The following is a 19,337-nucleotide window of genomic DNA, read 5'->3' on the forward strand; positions in this document are numbered from 1 at the left end:
TTTGACTTGTTTAAGAACTAGATAGAGAAAACAGAATAAGGCTGAAGAATAATAGCTAGCACCGTTATTTAATTTCCGTCTTGCCATTTAGCCTTGAGATATTAAAAGTCAAAGACTTACTTCCATTAATGCTTTAACTATAGACTTAGCCTTTATTCATGTTTACAGCAAACATAATCACCAGATAAACTTATCACAACATTTAATGATTGCAATAGTCATACCTATGAATTTCCAGTGATTCTGAAATGATATGATGTCAAATGGAAACCCAGCCATAAATATCTTTATTTTTTACTCCACTATTCTCTAGTACAACACAGAGAAAAAATAAACAATTAGTGAGAAAAATAAGGTTTATATAAAAAGTGCCAGTCTAGCACGATTATCAAAAATCTGGTGGAATGTCACACCAGATAACATCATGAACAAAAATTCTTAAAATTAAATAAAAGCACACAAGATATCTTCCGTATTGACTTTTATATACTAGTTAGATAAAAAGTCATTATCCACAATAATTGTTTGAGATATATCCATACCTCTCTTTTGTTTTTTAACAGCCTCTACAGTTTCCTTGATAGTCCCAGCAATTGGTACTGCTACTAATGCTCCCAAAAAACCACCAATTTCAAAACCCGTTAATATAGCTACAAAAATCCATATGGGATTCAGTCCAGTAATATTACTCAGTAACCTTGGTGCCAGGATATTATCTTTAATTTGCTGCAATAGTATGGATACTGAAGCAAGTTGTACTGCTAACCACCAACCTTGTAATAAAACTAACAGGGTAGCAATACCAATGCCAAGGGTAGCCCCGAAAAAGGGTATTAATTGGGATATACCAATTAGTATTGCTAGTACTAATCCAAAAGGGACTTGGAGAATTATAAATATGGGAGTTAAAGTTACTACCATAAATAATCCTAGTAATAGTTGACTAAGAAAGAAATTGTGAAAGTTTAACTTGAATGATTTGTTAATAGGCTCTCTCACGCCTACTGGCAAAAGATTAATTAACTCATACCAAACACGTTCACCATAAGACAACATATAAAACGCTAATACTGTTACCAAAACAAGGTTAATAAATGTAGATACAACAGTACCAGCTATACCAACTGCCCCAGAAGCTAAAGTTTGTACTAGGCGTTCGATATTAGCGTTAATTTGATTGCTAACTAGGTTTAAATCGATGGGTAATCTTCGTCTTCTAACTATAGCTTGAAGGTACTCCAAATTGTTCTGAGAACTGCTTAACCAATCGGGGATTTGATTTAACAATTGAATTGTCTGTTCTATGACTATGGGTACTAGAGTAATACCCACAATAATTATGATAGCTAAACTTAGCAATAAAACAATAATAATGGCTTGTGTGCGAGAAAAGCGAACTTTTCGTAAAAATTTGACTGGATAATTCAGCAAAAAAGCTAAAATTGCAGCAATACTAAGAATAGTAATTGAATGATGGAAATATCGAAATAATTCAGATAGTAGCCATATATTCAGGGCAATAATTGGACCACTAAGACCATATACCAATAAATTTTGTAAAGAATTCCACCGCTGCATTTGATAATATCTATATGAGAATTTTTAGACAAAGTATTGTAGTCAAACAGTTTGAAATTGTAGATTTCCCTGGAAGTATTACCATCAGTATTTGTATTTTTGCTTCCATAGATATACTCATAAATATAAGTTATTAAATCAATAATAGCGATTATGCTGATATCAGATTTGCATCATATGTATTTTCATTGGATGTAAGAGATAAATACTTAACTATTTTTTAAAAATTAGGTGGTCATGGAAAAAATTACAGATGGAATCCGCAAAGACTACAATTTAGAAAGATTGTATGAACATGATATTAATCCTAATCCCTTTCAACAATTTAGTACCTGGTTTAAAGAAGCACTCAGTTCAAAATTGCCAGAGCCCAATGCTATGACTGTAGCAACTTCTACTTCTGATGGTAAACCTTCAGCCAGAATAGTACTACTGAAGAATTTTGATGAAAGAGGTTTTGTTTTTTATACCAATTATCTTAGTCGTAAGAGTTTAGAGTTAACCAACAACCCCCAGACAGAATTGGTATTTTGGTGGGCAGGTTTAGAGCGTCAAGTACGTATTTATGGCAGAGTTAAGCAAGTCTCTGATGAAGAATCCGATGAATATTTCTACAGCCGTCCTCTAAATAGTCGTTTGGGAGCTTGGGCTTCCGAACAAAGTCAAGTGATTGCAAGCCGTAAAATACTAGAACAGAGGTTTCAAGAGTTACAAATAAAATATACAAATCAAAATATTCCACGTCCTACTCATTGGGGTGGCTTCCTAGTAGTTCCTCAACAGTTTGAATTTTGGCAAGGTCGTGCTAGTCGTCTACATGATCGCTTGCGTTATAATCTTTTAAAGAATAAAACCTGGCAAATTGAACGTTTATCCCCTTAATTTGGAATTGCTTAATTTGGAGTTGACAATGTTTAATAAGCTCAAAGAATCCAATTAAATAAATCCAGTTCAACTGCAATGATTATCGACAAAAGTTAGTAGTATAAGTGTATTATAAATCTATATTAGGTTAGGGATTTGGGAGGGTTGGCTTTGAAGGAGAAAAAACTTCAAGCTACTGGCTGTATAATTCCACAAAAAATAATTTTTTATTTGGAAATTAAATACCTAATCAATCATACCAATCCTGGCTTCCACGTGCTATTTAAGAGGGGGAGAAAAGAATAATAAAAATTAGCAAAATCAGCTTTCTCTCTTCCCCCTTTCTCTATTTAGCTACTTCTTCTGCCAGTTTAGTAAGAACATCATTTGAACGTTCTACAAAAGACTTCATTCCTTCTGCATCAAAACCCTTTTGTGACATTAGTGCTAAATCGTATATATGTTGACACATCATTTTGACTAACTTTCCTGTAGGTGATTCACCATCTCCCTGAATAATACCCCCTTGACTGAGCTCGACAAGACTTTGAATCAGAGGATGAGAAGTATTTACCAGTAAAACATGTTCTTCAGGAAACTCTAGATTTTGCTGTTGCATTAGGGCATTCATATCCCGCAAACGTCGGAGAATTTCCGGTAATAATACCATAGCTGGTGGAGTCATTTGCTGGGCTTCTGACTTTAAAGCTTCCGTGCGGATATTTACCTTGGGTTTATTAATAGCTTTCTCAAAAAGTTCCTTAATTGAGTCACTACGAGTTTTATTGGTTTTTGGATTAACAATTTCCCCTGATTTGTCTTTATCTAATAAGGTGTTATCCAAGTCAGAATCTACTCTAGTAAATTTGACATTCTTATATTCCTGTTCCAAGAGATTTATAAAATGTGTGTCAATAAAGGAATCCATAAAGAGTACTTCTAAACTTTGACTCTTGTATAGTTCTATATAAGTAGCTTGGAACGCTTCATCAGTACAGTAAAAAACCTTATTCTCATGAATAGCTTTATTCCGCTCCAGATATTCTTTGAGAGTGGTGTAAGAATTTCCACTATTTCCAGAAGAAGATGAAGCCACATTCTCCCAAACATCTCCTTCTTGTGTTTGTATTTGAGGAACTGGAGTTTCTACTGTGTTTGTTCCGGAATTGATAGTACTACGGAAAATAATTATATCTTCTACTTGTTTCTTAAACTTCTCATCATTAAGTACACCAAACTTAACAAAGGTGCTTAAATCTCTCCATACATTAATGTACTGTTGGCGATCATTGCGGTATAGCTCCTTTAAACGGTCTCCCACTTTTTTAGCTATGTAATCACCGATCTTCTTTACCGTACGGTTCCCTTGCAATGCGCTCCGTGAAACATTTAAGGGTATATCAGTACTGTCAATAACCCCACGCATAGGTAAAAGAAACTGGGGAATAATCTCTTCACAGTTGTCACTAACAAAGACCTGATTGCAGAAAAGTTTGATTTGTCCCTTGTTGACATCTACGTCGGGTTTGAGTTTTGGAAAATAGAGAATACCATTAATAATAAAAGGATAGTCAGTATTCAAATGAACCCATAGTAGGGGTTCTTCCTGAAAAGGATATAGATAGCGATAGAACTCTAAATAATCCTCTTTGCTTAAACTGCTAGGTGAATCTCGCCAAGAAGCTTTTTGCTTATTTAATTGCTCCCCACTCATTTTAATGGGTATTGGCATGAAGTCACAGTAGGTTTTGACCAGATTCTTCACCCGTTCGGACTCCAAGTACTCCTGTTCTTCCTCCATTAGATATAGAGTAATAGTAGTACCACGACTGCTACGGGTAGATTCTTGTAGTGTAAAATTGGGGGAACCATCACAACTCCAGTGAACAGCCTGTGATAAATCCTTGTAAGATAGAGTATCAATTTCAACCTTACTTGCGACCATAAAAGAGGAGTAGAAACCTAAACCAAAGTTTCCAATGATTGAGCTGTCTGAATTACCTTGATACTTTTGGACAAATTCCTGAGCACTAGAGAAGGCCACCTGATTAATATATTTTTTTACCTCATTGGCAGTCATGCCAATTCCATTGTCTGTAATAGAAAGGGTTTTTTTACTTTTATCTATATTTATCTGAATTTCTGTTTCCCCTATTTCTCCTGAATATTCTCCACTACTAGATACCATGTGCAGCTTCTGGATAGCATCGACGGCATTAGATACTAATTCCCGCAAGAAGATTTGGTGGTCTGAGTATAGAGACTTCTTAATAATAGGGAAAATATTTTCAGTATGAATACTGATAGTTCCTTGTTCTAGCATGATTTTCTAATGAATTAAGGTTTCCCATTAAAGATTCTACCGGTTAGTTAGAATTCGCAACACCAATTTAAGTTCAGTAATATCTACATACATTAGATTCGGTTTTCCCTACCTAACTAATGCGGTTAACTTAACTTTTAGTTCTCATGTAGTTATAACTGAATAACTCTGACAAGGATAGAAATTCAGCTGTTCTGGAGGATTAATAAAATTAAAATGTCTTGGAAAATATTACAGGTTTAAAAAAAAATGTGTGCTCATAGTAGAAGCTATACAGGAAATTATTATCTGTAGATACAATAAAAAAGGTGGGAATGAACAAAAATATTATATAAATAAGGAGGCGAGCAAATCTCAAATAAGGATTGTAGTAGGACATCTGAGAGGACACAGAATAGGATTTATTTTAAAATATAATTTTGAGGTATTTTAGTTATTAAAAAATAAATGAGTATTTTGAAATTTAAATTTCATTATTCTATTAGCTTATAAAGCTTTTTTCCTATTACCTTTAAATGAAGTTTCTATAATTTAGTGAGATTTAGCTTTAATGAATTAGTATATTAATACTCCTAATTGCAATGAGATTCACCCATCAAAGGAAAGAACATGAAGTATAGAACATATTTGTTGCTCATTAGGTAAACCCTAGGTTAATTGTTAAAATTGGTCCTGTATTCCATTATTTTACCCTTAAATTGAGGAATATTTTCTAATCTAATTACTATGATACTTAAATTGATAACTTTGCTCTTGTCTCTTTTCTCGTATTTCAATAAACATAGCTTAGTAAAAACATATTGAGCATTAATAATTGGGATTAATAAAACAGAACCAATAGAGCTATATGTGATGTTTGAAGGCAGACACATAATTTTTCTCTTAACAAGAGACGATATAATCAAAAATAATGTCTAATGGGGAAAAACCAGAGATTTTGGTTTTAGACAATGTGAAATTAGTGTAATTTTCATAAATCTGCATACATAAGAATTACATTAACTGATTATATTTCTACTCATTCAAAATATCTATATTAGAATAATCACATTTTATAGAAAATCATACTGGAACCAATTAATCTAAAAGTAAAAGAATGAGAATTGAAGGTTGAGTCAAGTATAGTGTTTGAAAAACATTTTACTTAATTGAAATATTATATATATATATTGGTATATCTGCTATTTTTTTCAGTATCATCCTGAGTTTTGACTATTAATTTTGTAATACCTGCTACTTGTTAATTATGGAATCTTAATTTTAAAATTTTTACAAAATACTATAGTTACATGGAAAATTAAGATTACATGGTTTCAACTTCAAATCTGACTTAATCCCAAAAAAATATTTGCTACTATGAAAATCTAAGTGATAATGAAAGGCTAGTAAAAATATTTTGGTTATAACTAAAGAATTTATTTCCCTTTAGATTGAATCTATATGACTATACTTACGACAGATTCCTTTCATTCGTTAGTATGTTTCTACGATTGATACACCTAAAACATCTCCAATATCTGGTGGAAATTACCCAGATGAGAACTATAGCTAAAGCTCCCAAGTCGAACAAATTAATTTTTAATTAAAATAACAGTCAGGATTTACAGTGAAAAGAAACCAAAATCCATTTAAGGAATTGATTAAATTATTCTTTATATTTTACATTAGAGCAAACCAAAAGTTGTGAATCAAGTTAGTGAGAATTGACGATATAGTTTCCTTACTTACTTTCTTAATTTTCTAGTTGGCTACCCAAGTAGTAATAGCCTATTCAATTAATAATTATATTGAAAAGCCAACCATAGGAGTGTAAACCCTTGCCAAGTAAATTGACCCCTAAATAACAAATCCAGACGATAAAAAAGCCACTAGCAGCTATGATTGCAGGACGGCGACCTTGCCAGCCACGGGTAATACGAGCATGAAGATAAGCTGCAAATACTAACCAAGCAATTAATGCCCAAGTTTCTTTCGGGTCCCAACTCCAATATGAGCCCCAAGCCTCATTTGCCCATACAGCACCGGAAATGATGCCAATGGTTAGCAGTGGGAATCCAAGACCAATCATACGATAACTAACATTATCTAAGGTTTCTGCAATGTTGAGACGTTGTGGTGAAAGTAACTCTTCAGATCCAATTGAAGTGCTTACATCACTATTAGCTATTGATGTGCCAAGTTTGTGTAAATAATAACCATTATGACGATAACCACTAGCAGCTCCAGTAGAACTACCTGTGAGTTGGATATTCTGACCGCGAGTTACAAACAGAAAAGCGATCGCTAATAATGAGCCCACCATTAAAGCAGAATAACTGAGCATTGTTACACTGACATGCATCATTAACCAGTTGGACTTCAGTGCTGGTACTAAGGGTTCTGCCATTTGCATTCCTGGCGGTAATGACAAGGCTGCAAAGGCTGTAAGTCCCATGACTATAGGGGATGTAAATGCTCCAACTAAACGACTACCACTAACATTTTCCGCAATTAGGTGAATAGTAGTAATACCCCATGCAAGAAAGAACAGAGACTCATACAAATTACTGAGGGGAAAATAACCAGCTTCCAACCACCTAGCTCCAAGGAGAGTAGCTATACACAAATTAGCTATAATTATTCCTGTAGTACCTACAATTTGAAAACCTTTAAATTTGGGGAAAAATGCACCACACCAGTAAATTAAAACCGTACAAAATAATACAGCAAAAGTTGTATTATCTAAATAGTTTTGGAGTAGAACCAAATTCATTAACTTACTCTCTCCGATAATTTTTTGTTTAGAATAAATGCAGATATTTAAGATAACACCTGTATTTTGAACTGTAGATGAGAAGGGGAAATAGTTAATAGTAAAACCATATATTCAAATTAGGTTTATTATCTATTAGTGTTATCAGTTAAACTTCTTACATCATCACTCTTCTTCAACTCCACAAAAATTTTATAGTACTGGCTATGAGAATCCTGAATCCTAGATGTTATACCAAGTAAACGCGAACTATCTAAGAGGAGATTTTGATTTGGGAAAATATTCGGTAAGGAGAAATTTCGAAGACCCCTCTCAATATCTATGAATAATTCACCACTACTAGGAGTCAGCTCTGAAGAAACTATATTTTTATATACTTGGCTATTTGCTAAAGAGTTATGGGGTAGGGAAATAATTCTATTAGTAATTGGATTGCCCAAAATAAAAAAGGAAGTCTCATGATCTAACCACCCATGTGTTGCATTCAAAGTTCCAAAAGGTGAAATCCAAGTAATTACTGGTTTACCCCTCACGTTCTCCTTCTTGATTTGAAACTGATACTGAGTTTTCATGATGTTATCTAACTTCGTGAAAAATGTTTCCGCTCTTCGGCGGTCACTTGTCTTAACCATTAATAATATGGCTGCATGAAAATCTTCTTGTTTTCCTTCTTGTGGAATATTCGGAACCATAGATACAGAAAATTCTTCTGCCATCCAACTCAGAATATCCTGCTCTAAATCGAGACTCAGATAGTCCTTAATACTTGTTTTTATTTGTTCTGGAGGGATTGGAGCAAAGGGATTATTTTTGGATATGGAAACATAGTCCAACCATAAATGGTGTAAATTCCTCCCGGATAGCATAATTAAAGTCTCAGGGGGTAGAAATTTTGCCATATTTTCCCTTTCATATTCAACTTCTAACTGACGTTGACTATTAGGGTTTAACCAGGAAATTCCTTGCAATTGAATACCTGTAGGTTTTAAAGATATGCTTCCAACTAAACCCTGATTATCTTGCAAACGTGTTAAGACCTCGGGCGGTAAACGACTTTTAGTTACTGCATCCATGATTTTAACTGATGCAGGAATATTAAAGTAAAATTGGATAAAGGAATTAGAATGCTTTATTTTGGAAAAATTCTCGGCGAATCCATTAGTACTAGCTATAGTTAACTTGCTTTTATAGGCATTAGTTATTTGTTGAATTGTTGAGGGATTATTGGCTACTACTAAGAACTTTTGATTTATGAATGCCGTGAATAATCTGCTTCCAGATGGGGATTTGACTGTTCGAGTCAAAATTCTCTTGCTGGGATTTTCGCGTTGTATTAGACTACCTGAAATCTTCGATGTTTGAGATAAAACTTGTTGTGCTTTCACAAGGTTTTTGATGGGTAGTATGATTGCCAGATGCTGTTCTTGAAGACTTTTACTATTAGTAGAAACAGAGGTATTGATTGTTATACTTTTCTTATTAGAGGTTAAGACAACAAAGGTAATGCGATTACCCACCCAAGGTTGAATATCCTTATGAAAATCATAACCTTTGCTGTTAAAGAGGATGTCAACCCATATCGCTAAATTTTTATCCAGTTCTTTTTGGGCTACCAGTGTTCCAAATTCCCGCAGTTGTTTCCACTGACTAGGATCAGTTGTTAAAGAAAAAGATAATAAAGCATCCTGGGGAATCAAATCATTACCAGGAAGAGAATTACTATTAAAATATTTACTTTGAATTAGAAGACAATATACTCCTAATCCACTGGCAATTAAGAATATAGCAATTGAAAATTTTAAAGCAAGGTATGATTTATTTTTTTTCTGCCTTCTTACAGAAGAATCTACTGGTATTGTCATAAGACCCCTCAGACTATTTTTGATTTTGGATGAGAAAGGAAAATGAGGAATAAATACTAGTGAGACCTTATGTGAAGAGAACATTTTTAGATTATTGCATTGCTTTTTGCTACTACTTACATTCCTTACCCCATTGCCAATTAAGGCCTATCTCTCTTGAAAGGTCTTACTCTTCTCTTATACTTGAGGTCTGCATAGATGCCAGTCTGTAGACTGTTCATAGGCATAGGCAACTTGGAAAAGTAAATCCTCTCTAAGAGCATTACTAATTAGTTGTAAGCCAATGGGCAAATTCTTGTTATCAAAACCACAGGGTATGCTTATACCAGGTAAACCTGCCAGATTAACTGGTATTGTCATCAAATCTGTTAAATACATACTTAGAGGGTCAGCATTTTTCTCACCTGATTTAAATGCGGTGACTGGAGAGGTAGGACATGCTAGCACATCAACCTGAGTAAAAGCATTCTCAAAGTCTTTTTGGATTAGTGTCCGTACTTTCTGAGCTTTTAGGTAATAAGCATCATAATAACCTGTAGATAAGGCATAAGTACCAATGATAATCCGACGTTTTACCTCTGTACCAAACCCTGATGACCTAGTCTTTGCATACATAGATACTAAGTCATCCCCGTTCTCGTTACGGTAGCCATACTTCACCCCATCATAACGGGCCAAATTAGCAGAAGCTTCGGAGGGGGCAATAATGTAGTAACTGGGTAACCCGTAGCAAAAATGTGGGCATGATATTATACGGATTTCTGCACCCAAAGCTTGTAATTGATCAATAGCTTTCAAAAATGCCTGGTTTACAAAATAATCCAAACCTTCCCCAATAGTTTCTTTGATTATACCTATTTTGATTTTTCCCTTGGGTTTAAAATCTGGTATTAGATTAGCTGTGTAATTTGGGATACATATACTTAGACTAGTGGAATCTTTAGGATCATGACCGGCAATCACACTTAATGATATAGCTGCATCTTCTACAGAACGACTAAAAAGTCCTATTTGATCTAAAGATGAAGCATAGGCAACTAAACCATATCGGGAAACCAATCCATAAGTTGGTTTGATCCCTACCACACCACAGAAAGATGCTGGAAGGCGAATAGAACCACCAGTATCAGAACCAAGGGACACCACACATTCATCTGCAGCGACCGCTGATGCTGAACCCCCTGAGGAGCCCCCAGGAACTCTGGAAATATCCCAAGGGTTTGCTGTTACTTGATAAGCTGATGTTTCACAAGAGCTGCCCATGGCAAATTCATCCATATTGGCTTTACCAATCATCACTGCTCCGGCATCAAATAATTTCTGGGTTACTGTAGACTCATATGGAGGAACAAAATTTTCTAAAATCCGTGAAGCGCAGGTAGTAGTAATTCCTTTAGTACAAATATTATCTTTAATGCCAATGGGTATTCCTGCCAATAGACTAATTTGTTCCCCAGCTGCAATTCTGGCATCTACTAATTGAGCTTGTTTCAATGCCTTTTCCTCTGTTATACACAAAAAGCTATGCAGTTTAGGCTCCAAGGATTGAATTTTTTCCAAAGTCTCCCGGGTAATTTCCACAGCTGAGCGTTCTTTGTTAACTAGCTGGGTATGCAATTCGAGGATATATGCCATAATTCCCTTCTTGTATGAATAAGGTGTTTGATTTTAATAATATAAATTGCCGGCGGTAACTCAAGTGGAATTAAGTCATATAAATAATATAAGTTTATCAACCTAACATAGAGTTTCAAAATGCATTAAATCATACAGAGTTATTAGGCACATATTGAGCCCAGACACAAAATAATTTGTTAGTTTTTCATTTGAAATATTAATTAATGGGAATAAAAATGGCAAAAATCTTATCCTACAAATCTTTAGGTACTGGGAAGGTATATGACATAGGGGTCAAAAACACCCATAATTTTGCCCTCAGTAATGGTTGTATTGCATCTAACTGTTTTAACAAATCCCATTCCACCGCCTATGGTTATGTTACTTATCAAACTGCATATCTCAAAGCAAATTATCCATTAGAGTACATGGCAGCATTATTGACTGCTAATAGTGGTGACATAGATAAAATACAGAAATATATTTCTGCTTGTATGAGTATGAATATTACTATATATCCTCCAGATATCAATTGTTCCAGAGTAGATTTTACGCCCCTGAATGGGAAGATTTTATTTGGGTTGTCAGCGGTACGTAATGTAGGACAAAATGCAATTGCAGCAATTTTAGAAGCCAGGGAGAAAGGAGGGAAATTTAAAGCCTTAGCCGATTTTTGTGATCGTGTTGATTTGAGCACAGTTAACCGAAGAACGTTACAATCTCTAATTTATTGCGGTGCTTTTGATAAAATCAATTCTAACCGTCACCAATTAATTCAAGATTTGGAACTAGTCTATAACTGGGGACAATCTCGTGCCAGAGACAGGGCTAGTGGCCAAGGAAATTTGTTTGATTTGCTTGGAGGAGAATTTACTTCTCAAAATACCCCCAGCCTAACCAGAAATGCCTTTGAATTAGCCCCTAAAGCCAAACCAACTCAGGACTTTCCTCCTCAGGAGAAACTACGTCAAGAAAAAGAAATTCTTGGCTTTTATGTTTCCGAGCATCCCTTAACTTCATTGCGACAATCTACCAAGGTTTTATTTCCTATAAACCTTTCTCAAATTGATGAATATAAACAAGAAGCTTTAATCTGTGCTGTTGTTATGCTCAATGGGGTTAAAAAGGTAATTACAAAAAAAGGCGATCCTATGGCCATTCTGCAAATAGAAGACTTAACTGCTCAATCAGAAGCTGTCGTTTTTCCCCGGACCTATGAACGTATTCATTCCTTGCTGCAACTTGATGAAAGACTAATTCTATGGGGAAAAATAGACCACCGTGATGAGCAAAATCAATTAATTATTGAGAATGCAGAAGCAGTCGAAAAGATGCAGATGGTTATGATAGAGCTTACCCCTTATCAGGCAAGTACCATCGAAGAACAAAACCGTTTAAGGAATATTTTAAAAGAACATTCTGGAGAAGGGGAAAAATCCAAAATCCCAGTTATTGGGATCGTTCGAGCCGGAAATTCCCAAAAATTAGTTATGTTTGGTAGACAATTTTGGGTACATGACTCTATGAGTACTATTCAGACCTTAAAAAATGAAGGTCTTGCAGCTCGTATTCAGCAGCTAAATCAGTCATAGACTTATAAATTTGTATGGTGTACTGGTGTGTGCAAGCTAAAAATCGAGCAAAAATATTAATCAAAAGTTTGGGCTTGGGATAATGTTAACTATAAGCCCAGTAGTATCAGCATCTTAAATATACTATGGGCTAATATTGTTAAATATCCCTGCCATTAAATTCCCCTTCACATAGCCACTGTCATAATCAACACAGTTTGTTCAGATCAATACTGATTAAGATTGGCGACTACGATATTCTAATTTCAAATATAAGGGTAATGTATTTATTAAGTATATAAACGTATTATTATCTATAAAGTATGTCTTTTGGTTACTTACTCGGATGATAAATACTTAGGAATAGTGATACTTTAGAATTCCATAACTAATAATCATTTTTATGTTTTATGTTGAGGATAGGAGGAAAGATACCTATGACCGCACATCAGATATATACGGCATCGCCTGCAATTAGCAAATTTGTAAGATATTGCAAAGTCATACAACCTCAAACCCACAATGAAATTAGCAGATTTTTTGATGGTGTAATTGGATTTCCATACGATAAGGAACTCTTATTACAGGCTTATTTATTTATGAATACAAAAAAACTGTTTCCTCTGTGCTCTGAGTTGCTACTTTTTGAAAAATCACCCATATCAGACTACACAGATCTAGGAAAATGTGATTTTGTATACCTTACCCCTCAATTTAAATTATTTTTAATTGAAACTAAATTTATTGATACCCAGGCGACAGGAGCAACTGAGAGAAAAAGACGAAATAAACATAGAAATAAAGTTTTTGATCAAGTAATCACTTTAAAAAGTAGATTTAGTGAATATTGGAATATTAATGCCAATGAATTAGAAACAGGAGTTTTTTCGACTGACCCAGAAATATACTGGCGTGGTAGTGGGGTAAATGTATTAACAAAATCGGTTTCCATTGAAGAGTTGGAAATATGGCGGAGAAATTATCTATATTCCTAAATTTAGATATTGAATTATTTACACAAAATGATATCTTTTAGGTTAACATTATAATTATGAAATAATGCTTATACCTATAAGCAAATAGTAAAACACTAAGATGACAATAAGTAAATAAAATTATCTAGCAGAAATAAATCAAATTACTAGCAATAGAGTTATAGCAATAAGACAAAAGTCTATACTAAATTTTAGGGTTTAAATAAACTTACTCAAAATAAATTATAAAGTGAAAGATAATCATATATTAAATTTCATAGGGTATCTAGAACATTAAATAAGTCCTTAATTCTGCATTATTTGTTATATTTAAACAACTCAATATAAAGTAAACACTTTCAAAAAATATCATAATTTTATTATCAACTTTTAATAGAAAATAAAAACTATTATATTACAGAATTTTTATCATACTTAGATACATAGTAAATAGCTATAAACTATTGAATAAATACAGCAATTCTTAAGTGATAAGTTTCTTTTAAAACTAAATAAATCTAAGATTATTTGGAAAGGCTCCGTATATTATATGGTTAATTAAATATGCTTGGATTCGCAACAAATAATTTAGAGAAATAATTAACTAGACTATATGTTACCTACAGTTTACACTCTCTCAAAATTCCTAAATAATAAATACACAGTATATAGTAAATAGTACCCTTATAAAGGATATAAGCAATGTTTATCCAAGAACTTTAACATATTCATAAAATAAATTTATCAGTATTTGAATACTGCAGTAAAACTGGGTATTTGCAAGCATAAAATCAATATATGGTGATTTTCGTAGATATTGAATGTGGTTATACTATACTAGAAATAGGTTTTAATATATATTTTGTCTAAGGTAACTATATAAAAATATTAGTAATAGTTTCAACTTAAATAAGTTAATACTCAGCGATAAATCTGCTTTGCTTTAAAAGCTATTTCTCTGGAAAGAAGTTTTGGTAAAAACTTTTATATGCTAGTACATGTTGAATATTATCATTATCAAGTTTATGCATGAATGTTAATTAAAAATTTAAGCTTAAAAAATAAAAAATAATTTGACTTAATAACTTGAAAAATCATTATTTTCTAAGATATGATCTAATTGTATAAATTCTTCGCAAATTATATAAATTAGAGTAGTAGATATATCCATATAAATTTAAATAAAAATACTTGACTATTTGAATAGTAAAAATTATCTAACTACATAGATTTTAATAAGGATTAAATTAAGTTTAAATATACAATATATCTCTTATTAAAAATAATAAAAAATATATAGTAAATGGAGCATAACCAAATTATAGTTTCGAAAATCAAAGACTCCTCTTTGTAGGAAAATACCTTAACCAGAAAGTATAATATAATCAAATAAATATCCGGTTATAAAAGTATATATATGTACTGATATAATAGAATTCAAACAATATTACTAATATTATTTCCAGTATAAAAGAATTAATAATTATACTTAATCTGCTATGCTAAGTTTAAATTAATTAATATTAAAAGCAGAAAAACTTTGTAGCTTATATACAGCTATTTTATAGATATTAATTTTGGGGATTGGAACCCAACTTTGAAGTTGAGTTCTATGAGGGTTACAATGAAATATTACTTTTTAAATTTATGTAATCATATTACTTACAGTATTTATCCTACAAGGAATATGAGTGATTATTCCTTACTTCAGATGCATGGTTTATAATTTCTCGTTGGGAATCATGAACTAAGCATCCATCTTCCATTTCAACTATATGATCAGCAATATCTAAAATTCTATTATCATGGGTTACTAAGAGAATTGATGTCCTTTGCTCTTTAGCTAATTTTTGCATTAATTCTACTACATCGCGTCCTGATTGTTTATCTAATGCTGCTGTAGGCTCGTCTGCGAGTACTAATGAAGGATGATTTACTAATGCACGAGCAATAGCTATTCTTTGCTTTTGTCCTCCAGATAGATTATCTGGGTAACAATCAATACTTTTTCCTAAGCCTACTACCTCTAGCATATTTTTTGATTTAGAAATAGCATCTGCTGGTGAAATAGTATCTTGTAATTCCACAGCCATCTGTACATTTTGTCTAGCACTTAAAAAACCCAACAAGTTATGAGCTTGGAAGATAAAACCAATATTGCGACGGATTTGCACAAGCTCAGCTTGACCAGCTCCAAATAGTTCTATTCCTAAAAATTTTAAGCTTCCTTGTTGTACAGAACGCAAGCCACCTATCAAGCTCAATAATGTGGTTTTACCAGAACCAGATGGTCCCGTCATGATGACAATTTCTCCAGGGTTAATTACCAGGTTGATATCAACTAAAATCTGTCTTTTTAGAGAACCTTTACCATAGTAATGATTGAGGTTATTAACTGAAACTACAGGTTCTTGGGTCATAAATATATAATATTTTATAGATGATTCCCTAATATTATTAATATATGTATTATCTATTTTAATTATTGAGTATTAATTAACTTTCTCCTATTTTCATTAGAAAATTAATATTCTGAAGTAATGTAAAATACAAAAAATTATAATTGTCAAAAATATCTTAGAAAATATCTGCTGGGTCTGCATACTTTAATTTACGAACAGCTATAGAGCCGGAGAAAAAACACATGATAATCGTTAATATTAGTACTGTAAAAGCACGAATAAAGCTCATAAATATTGGGAGAAGAGTTGCATTTCTTGCACCTTCATATAGAAATAAACTAAATATAACTCCTGGAATATATCCTAATAAAGCTAAAATTAAAGCTTCTTGTAAAATAACTATCAACAAATATTTTTGTGTATATCCTATAGCTTTTAGAGTAGCATATTCAGTTAGATGATCAGCAACTTCTGTATATAAAATTTGATAAACAATAACAATCCCAACAATAAAACCCATTATTGTTCCTAAGGTGAAAATAAAACCAATTGCCGTGCTGCGTGCCCAAAAATTTTTTTCAAATTCTATATATTCATTCTTTGTTAATATTTTGACATCATTAGATAAATATTTTCTTAATTTATCCACCACTAGATTCGCATTATAACCGGGTTTTACTTTAATCAAACCAATATCAATTAAGCCAGATTGTCGATTTGTGAATATCCTTAAAAAGTTAACATCACTAGTAATTAAACTACCATCAGCACCAAAGGAAGTACCGAGATTAAATAAACCTCCAACTTTAATTAACTTCCTTCCTACTTCTGCTTTTACTAGTTTTCCTTGTTTGAATATTGCTGCAATTGGACCATACTCTTTCCGAGAAGAACGGTCGTATAGGACAACATTAGGTAATTGGGTTTTACTTAGATTTTCCCTTAATCCTGATAGATTTAAAATCTGATTTTTTGGGTTAATTCCAATTACTAACAAGTTGCGTGGTATTCCATTAATAGGATTTTTCCAGCTTGTAAAATCTAAGTATATAGGATACACAGAATCAACTTCTTTTAAATTCCTTGCTTTATATAACCTACGTCTAGAAAATTTTTGCATTGAGAGTAAAGCACTAGATTTAGAATGAATTAGAACAATATCTCCATTTAAACTACTATGGAAGCGCACATTACTCTGATATAGTGAGTCTTGAAATCCTAACTGCATAAACATCAAAATATCAGCAAAAGCAATCCCTGCTAGGGCTACTGCTAGTCGGTTACTCTCACGCTTGATTTGTAGCCATGCCAGGGGTGTTTTTTTGCCAAACATTTTTATAGTTCCTATGGTTTAATAATTACCAATCAATTTTGGTCAGGATTAATAGTGATGTATATAAAATTATGAATGTATAGTATTGATAGTTTTCCGCTAAATAATTTAGAGGTAAATCTGAACAAGGACTTTTGCATCAGTTAAACCAGCAACTAGATCACTATCGCGAGGAGACAAAGAAATTCTAACTTCTACAACTCTGGCATCTACATCTGCAGCTGGATCATTGTTAAGGATGTTTTTCTTGCCGATTTTTCGACCGATCTCGATGACAGTTCCTTTTAATTCTCCACTAAAAGCTCCGTTCTCACTATTGATTATTGCCGATTGACCCAGGCGCACTTTACTAATGCTATCTTCTGGAACTTCAGCCACGGCAATCATTTGGTCCGTACGCCCGATTTCAGCAATCCCATCTGGCCCCATTGTTTCCCCTGCTTTAGTATGAATTTTTAGGATTTCTCCGGCTATAGGTGCTATGATGTAGCTTAAATCTAGTTCGGCTTTAGCTCTCTTGTTGCTGGCAATAGCATTATTTAATTGAGCCTGTGCTATTTTTATCTTGCTAGGACTTGAATCCCGAATCTTATTGAATCTTGATATTTGTTCCTGAATCTGTCTTTGCAAAGTTGCTGTGGTCTGATTTAGGTATGCTTGGGCATGATTAGTTTGTTGTATCAAAGTAGCAAGCACTTTGGCTCGGTTGGCATAGGCCTCTTCAATCTGCTGTCTCAATATTTCCAAAGTTTTGTTGCGACTAGCCTGGGCTTCTCTAAGTATTTGATTGGCTTGTTTTACATTTAACTGTTGACGATAGTGTTCTTGCTGAGAAATAGCTCCTGATGCATATAAGAGATCATACCGCTGCAAATCAATTTGAGCATTACGTTTTTCGGCACTTAGTTTGTTTATAGTTGCTGCAAATGTATTTTTTTGCCCTTGCAACTCCGCTTCTAAGCGTCTTATAAAAGCCAGTTGAGCTATCTTTTCTGCACCTAACTGTGACTTTAAACGTTTAATGTCGGCCTGCCGAGCCTGTATTTCTCCAGTTAATTGGGCTTTAAGGCGATCAACCACAGCAGTCTGAGTTTGTAAATCTATTGGTGAAATAGTTTTCACATTTATTAAGTTGGCGCGAGCTTCTTGTAGCTTGGCTCTTGCTTCTTCTAACCTAGCTTGGTTGCTAACATAATTATCTAGCACAGCAATAACTTCACCTTGTCTTACTCTTTGTCCCTCCTTCGCTAAAACTCTATCTACCCTTGAAGAAGCCTGTATTCCATTAGTGGGAGCGGATAATCTAATTACTGCACCTTTAGGTTCTAAGCGTCCTACAGCATTAATACTATTGATTATTGGACCATTAGCAGATGGTTGACTGAGCTGCTTAAGTTGCTCCATTCTGGCTAGAGTTAATGCTCCAGCAACAATCACTACCGGTATAACAATAGCAAGACCCCAAAATACTTTTTTCTTTCGTTTCCTTCTGGTGGCCTCTCTATTAACTGTGGCTGCTCACTCACCCTTGACATATGATTTTGTCCATTTTGTTCGTACTTTTTTATAGATGCAAAACTCTCTGCAATACAGTTGTACAACTAATTATTTATGCCAAGACATTATTGAGAACCCAAACTTTTGACTAAAAATAATTCTAAATTATTACTGATTGATAGTCCTATATATACAGGATTATGCGTAAATAGCTTAAATTACTCAAATCATAAAAAGGTAAGAATTAACAAGTATAATAAACCAGGTATACTATATCCTATTCCTGTCTTGAAAGTAAGCACAGTTAAATCTTTAGCTCTGAGATTATGTAATATATAAACTGAATTTATTGTTTTATATCTATACATATTTCTGTTAGAATATGTACTTTAATATAACTATTTAGTAGCATTTGAATACTTAGATTAAAGTTAGATAAAACAATTATATAAATATAAATTAAAGGTAACATATTAGACTAGAAATATTTATATAATTGCAATAAACAAGTTACTTTCTTCTTGGCAATCTTTACCAACTACGGAGAATAAAGACTACAGACTT

The 19,337-nt window shown here is 33.2% G+C and carries 11 protein-coding genes; 3 read left to right on the forward strand and 8 right to left on the reverse strand.

What is annotated here, in order from left to right:
* Positions 1-489: 489 nt before the first annotated feature.
* On the reverse strand, positions 490-1,578 hold the full coding sequence (locus RINTHH_RS05085) for an AI-2E family transporter (RefSeq protein WP_008233685.1): 1,089 nt from the start codon (positions 1,576-1,578) through the stop codon (positions 490-492).
* Between the two features lie 237 nt (positions 1,579-1,815).
* Here RINTHH_RS05085 and pdxH point away from each other — a divergent pair, with 237 nt between their 5' ends.
* The gene (gene pdxH / locus RINTHH_RS05090; RefSeq protein ID WP_008233686.1) at positions 1,816-2,460 is read left to right on the forward strand and encodes a pyridoxamine 5'-phosphate oxidase; all 645 of its coding nucleotides are present in this window, start codon (positions 1,816-1,818) and stop codon (positions 2,458-2,460) included.
* Positions 2,461-2,788: 328 nt separating this feature from the next.
* Here the strand turns inward: pdxH and htpG are convergent, their stop codons facing one another.
* The 4 genes from htpG to gatA all read right to left on the reverse strand — a co-directional run bounded on the left by htpG (position 2,789) and on the right by gatA (position 11,014).
* The gene (gene htpG, locus RINTHH_RS05095) at positions 2,789-4,765 is read right to left on the reverse strand and encodes a molecular chaperone HtpG (protein WP_008233694.1); all 1,977 of its coding nucleotides are present in this window, start codon (positions 4,763-4,765) and stop codon (positions 2,789-2,791) included.
* Between the two features lie 1,771 nt (positions 4,766-6,536).
* Entirely contained in the window at positions 6,537-7,517 is a 981-nt protein-coding gene (ccsB, locus tag RINTHH_RS05105; protein ID WP_008233695.1) for a c-type cytochrome biogenesis protein CcsB, read from the reverse strand.
* A 128-nt stretch (positions 7,518-7,645) separates the two neighbouring features.
* Complete coding sequence (locus RINTHH_RS05110; RefSeq protein ID WP_044304683.1) at positions 7,646-9,379, reverse strand: DUF3352 domain-containing protein; 1,734 nt, start codon at positions 9,377-9,379, stop codon at positions 7,646-7,648.
* A 177-nt stretch (positions 9,380-9,556) separates the two neighbouring features.
* Positions 9,557-11,014 carry an Asp-tRNA(Asn)/Glu-tRNA(Gln) amidotransferase subunit GatA gene (gene gatA, locus RINTHH_RS05115; RefSeq protein ID WP_008233701.1) on the reverse strand — a complete coding sequence of 486 codons (1,458 nt, stop codon included), beginning with the start codon at positions 11,012-11,014 and terminating at the stop codon, positions 9,557-9,559.
* A 218-nt stretch (positions 11,015-11,232) separates the two neighbouring features.
* Between gatA and RINTHH_RS05120 the strand changes: the two genes are divergently transcribed.
* Together RINTHH_RS05120 and RINTHH_RS05125 are read left to right on the forward strand one after the other, a co-directional pair.
* Complete coding sequence (locus RINTHH_RS05120) at positions 11,233-12,588, forward strand: helix-hairpin-helix domain-containing protein (protein ID WP_044304747.1); 1,356 nt, start codon at positions 11,233-11,235, stop codon at positions 12,586-12,588.
* 416 nt (positions 12,589-13,004) lie between these two features.
* On the forward strand, positions 13,005-13,562 hold the full coding sequence (locus RINTHH_RS05125; protein WP_008233705.1) for a hypothetical protein: 558 nt from the start codon (positions 13,005-13,007) through the stop codon (positions 13,560-13,562).
* A 1,655-nt stretch (positions 13,563-15,217) separates the two neighbouring features.
* Here RINTHH_RS05125 and RINTHH_RS05130 read toward each other — a convergent pair.
* The 3 genes from RINTHH_RS05130 to RINTHH_RS05140 all read right to left on the reverse strand — a co-directional run bounded on the left by RINTHH_RS05130 (position 15,218) and on the right by RINTHH_RS05140 (position 18,713).
* Positions 15,218-15,961: a DevA family ABC transporter ATP-binding protein gene (locus RINTHH_RS05130; RefSeq protein WP_008233706.1), complete on the reverse strand. Its 744-nt coding sequence runs from the start codon at positions 15,959-15,961 to the stop codon at positions 15,218-15,220.
* Between the two features lie 157 nt (positions 15,962-16,118).
* On the reverse strand, positions 16,119-17,276 hold the full coding sequence (gene devC / locus RINTHH_RS05135; RefSeq protein ID WP_008233707.1) for an ABC transporter permease DevC: 1,158 nt from the start codon (positions 17,274-17,276) through the stop codon (positions 16,119-16,121).
* A 108-nt stretch (positions 17,277-17,384) separates the two neighbouring features.
* Positions 17,385-18,713: an HlyD family efflux transporter periplasmic adaptor subunit gene (locus tag RINTHH_RS05140; RefSeq protein ID WP_231291160.1), complete on the reverse strand. Its 1,329-nt coding sequence runs from the start codon at positions 18,711-18,713 to the stop codon at positions 17,385-17,387.
* Positions 18,714-19,337 lie beyond the last annotated feature (624 nt).

The organism is Richelia intracellularis HH01 (assembly GCF_000350105.1).
In the GTDB taxonomy this organism is placed as follows: Bacteria; Cyanobacteriota; Cyanobacteriia; order Cyanobacteriales; family Nostocaceae; genus Richelia; species Richelia intracellularis.

What these genes read in the sequence shown, in the direction of transcription:
- RINTHH_RS05110 (WP_044304683.1), bottom strand. Translation starts at nt 9,379, where the DNA reads ATGACAATACCAGTAGATTCTTCTGTAAGAAGGCAGAAAAAAAATAAA.
- gatA (WP_008233701.1), bottom strand. Translation starts at nt 11,014, where the DNA reads ATGGCATATATCCTCGAATTGCATACCCAGCTAGTTAACAAAGAACGC.
- htpG (WP_008233694.1), bottom strand. Translation starts at nt 4,765, where the DNA reads ATGCTAGAACAAGGAACTATCAGTATTCATACTGAAAATATTTTCCCT.
- pdxH (WP_008233686.1), top strand. Translation starts at nt 1,816, where the DNA reads ATGGAAAAAATTACAGATGGAATCCGCAAAGACTACAATTTAGAAAGA.
- RINTHH_RS05085 (WP_008233685.1), bottom strand. Translation starts at nt 1,578, where the DNA reads ATGCAGCGGTGGAATTCTTTACAAAATTTATTGGTATATGGTCTTAGT.
- ccsB (WP_008233695.1), bottom strand. Translation starts at nt 7,517, where the DNA reads ATGAATTTGGTTCTACTCCAAAACTATTTAGATAATACAACTTTTGCT.
- RINTHH_RS05130 (WP_008233706.1), bottom strand. Translation starts at nt 15,961, where the DNA reads ATGACCCAAGAACCTGTAGTTTCAGTTAATAACCTCAATCATTACTAT.
- RINTHH_RS05120 (WP_044304747.1), top strand. Translation starts at nt 11,233, where the DNA reads ATGGCAAAAATCTTATCCTACAAATCTTTAGGTACTGGGAAGGTATAT.
- RINTHH_RS05125 (WP_008233705.1), top strand. Translation starts at nt 13,005, where the DNA reads ATGACCGCACATCAGATATATACGGCATCGCCTGCAATTAGCAAATTT.
- devC (WP_008233707.1), bottom strand. Translation starts at nt 17,276, where the DNA reads ATGTTTGGCAAAAAAACACCCCTGGCATGGCTACAAATCAAGCGTGAG.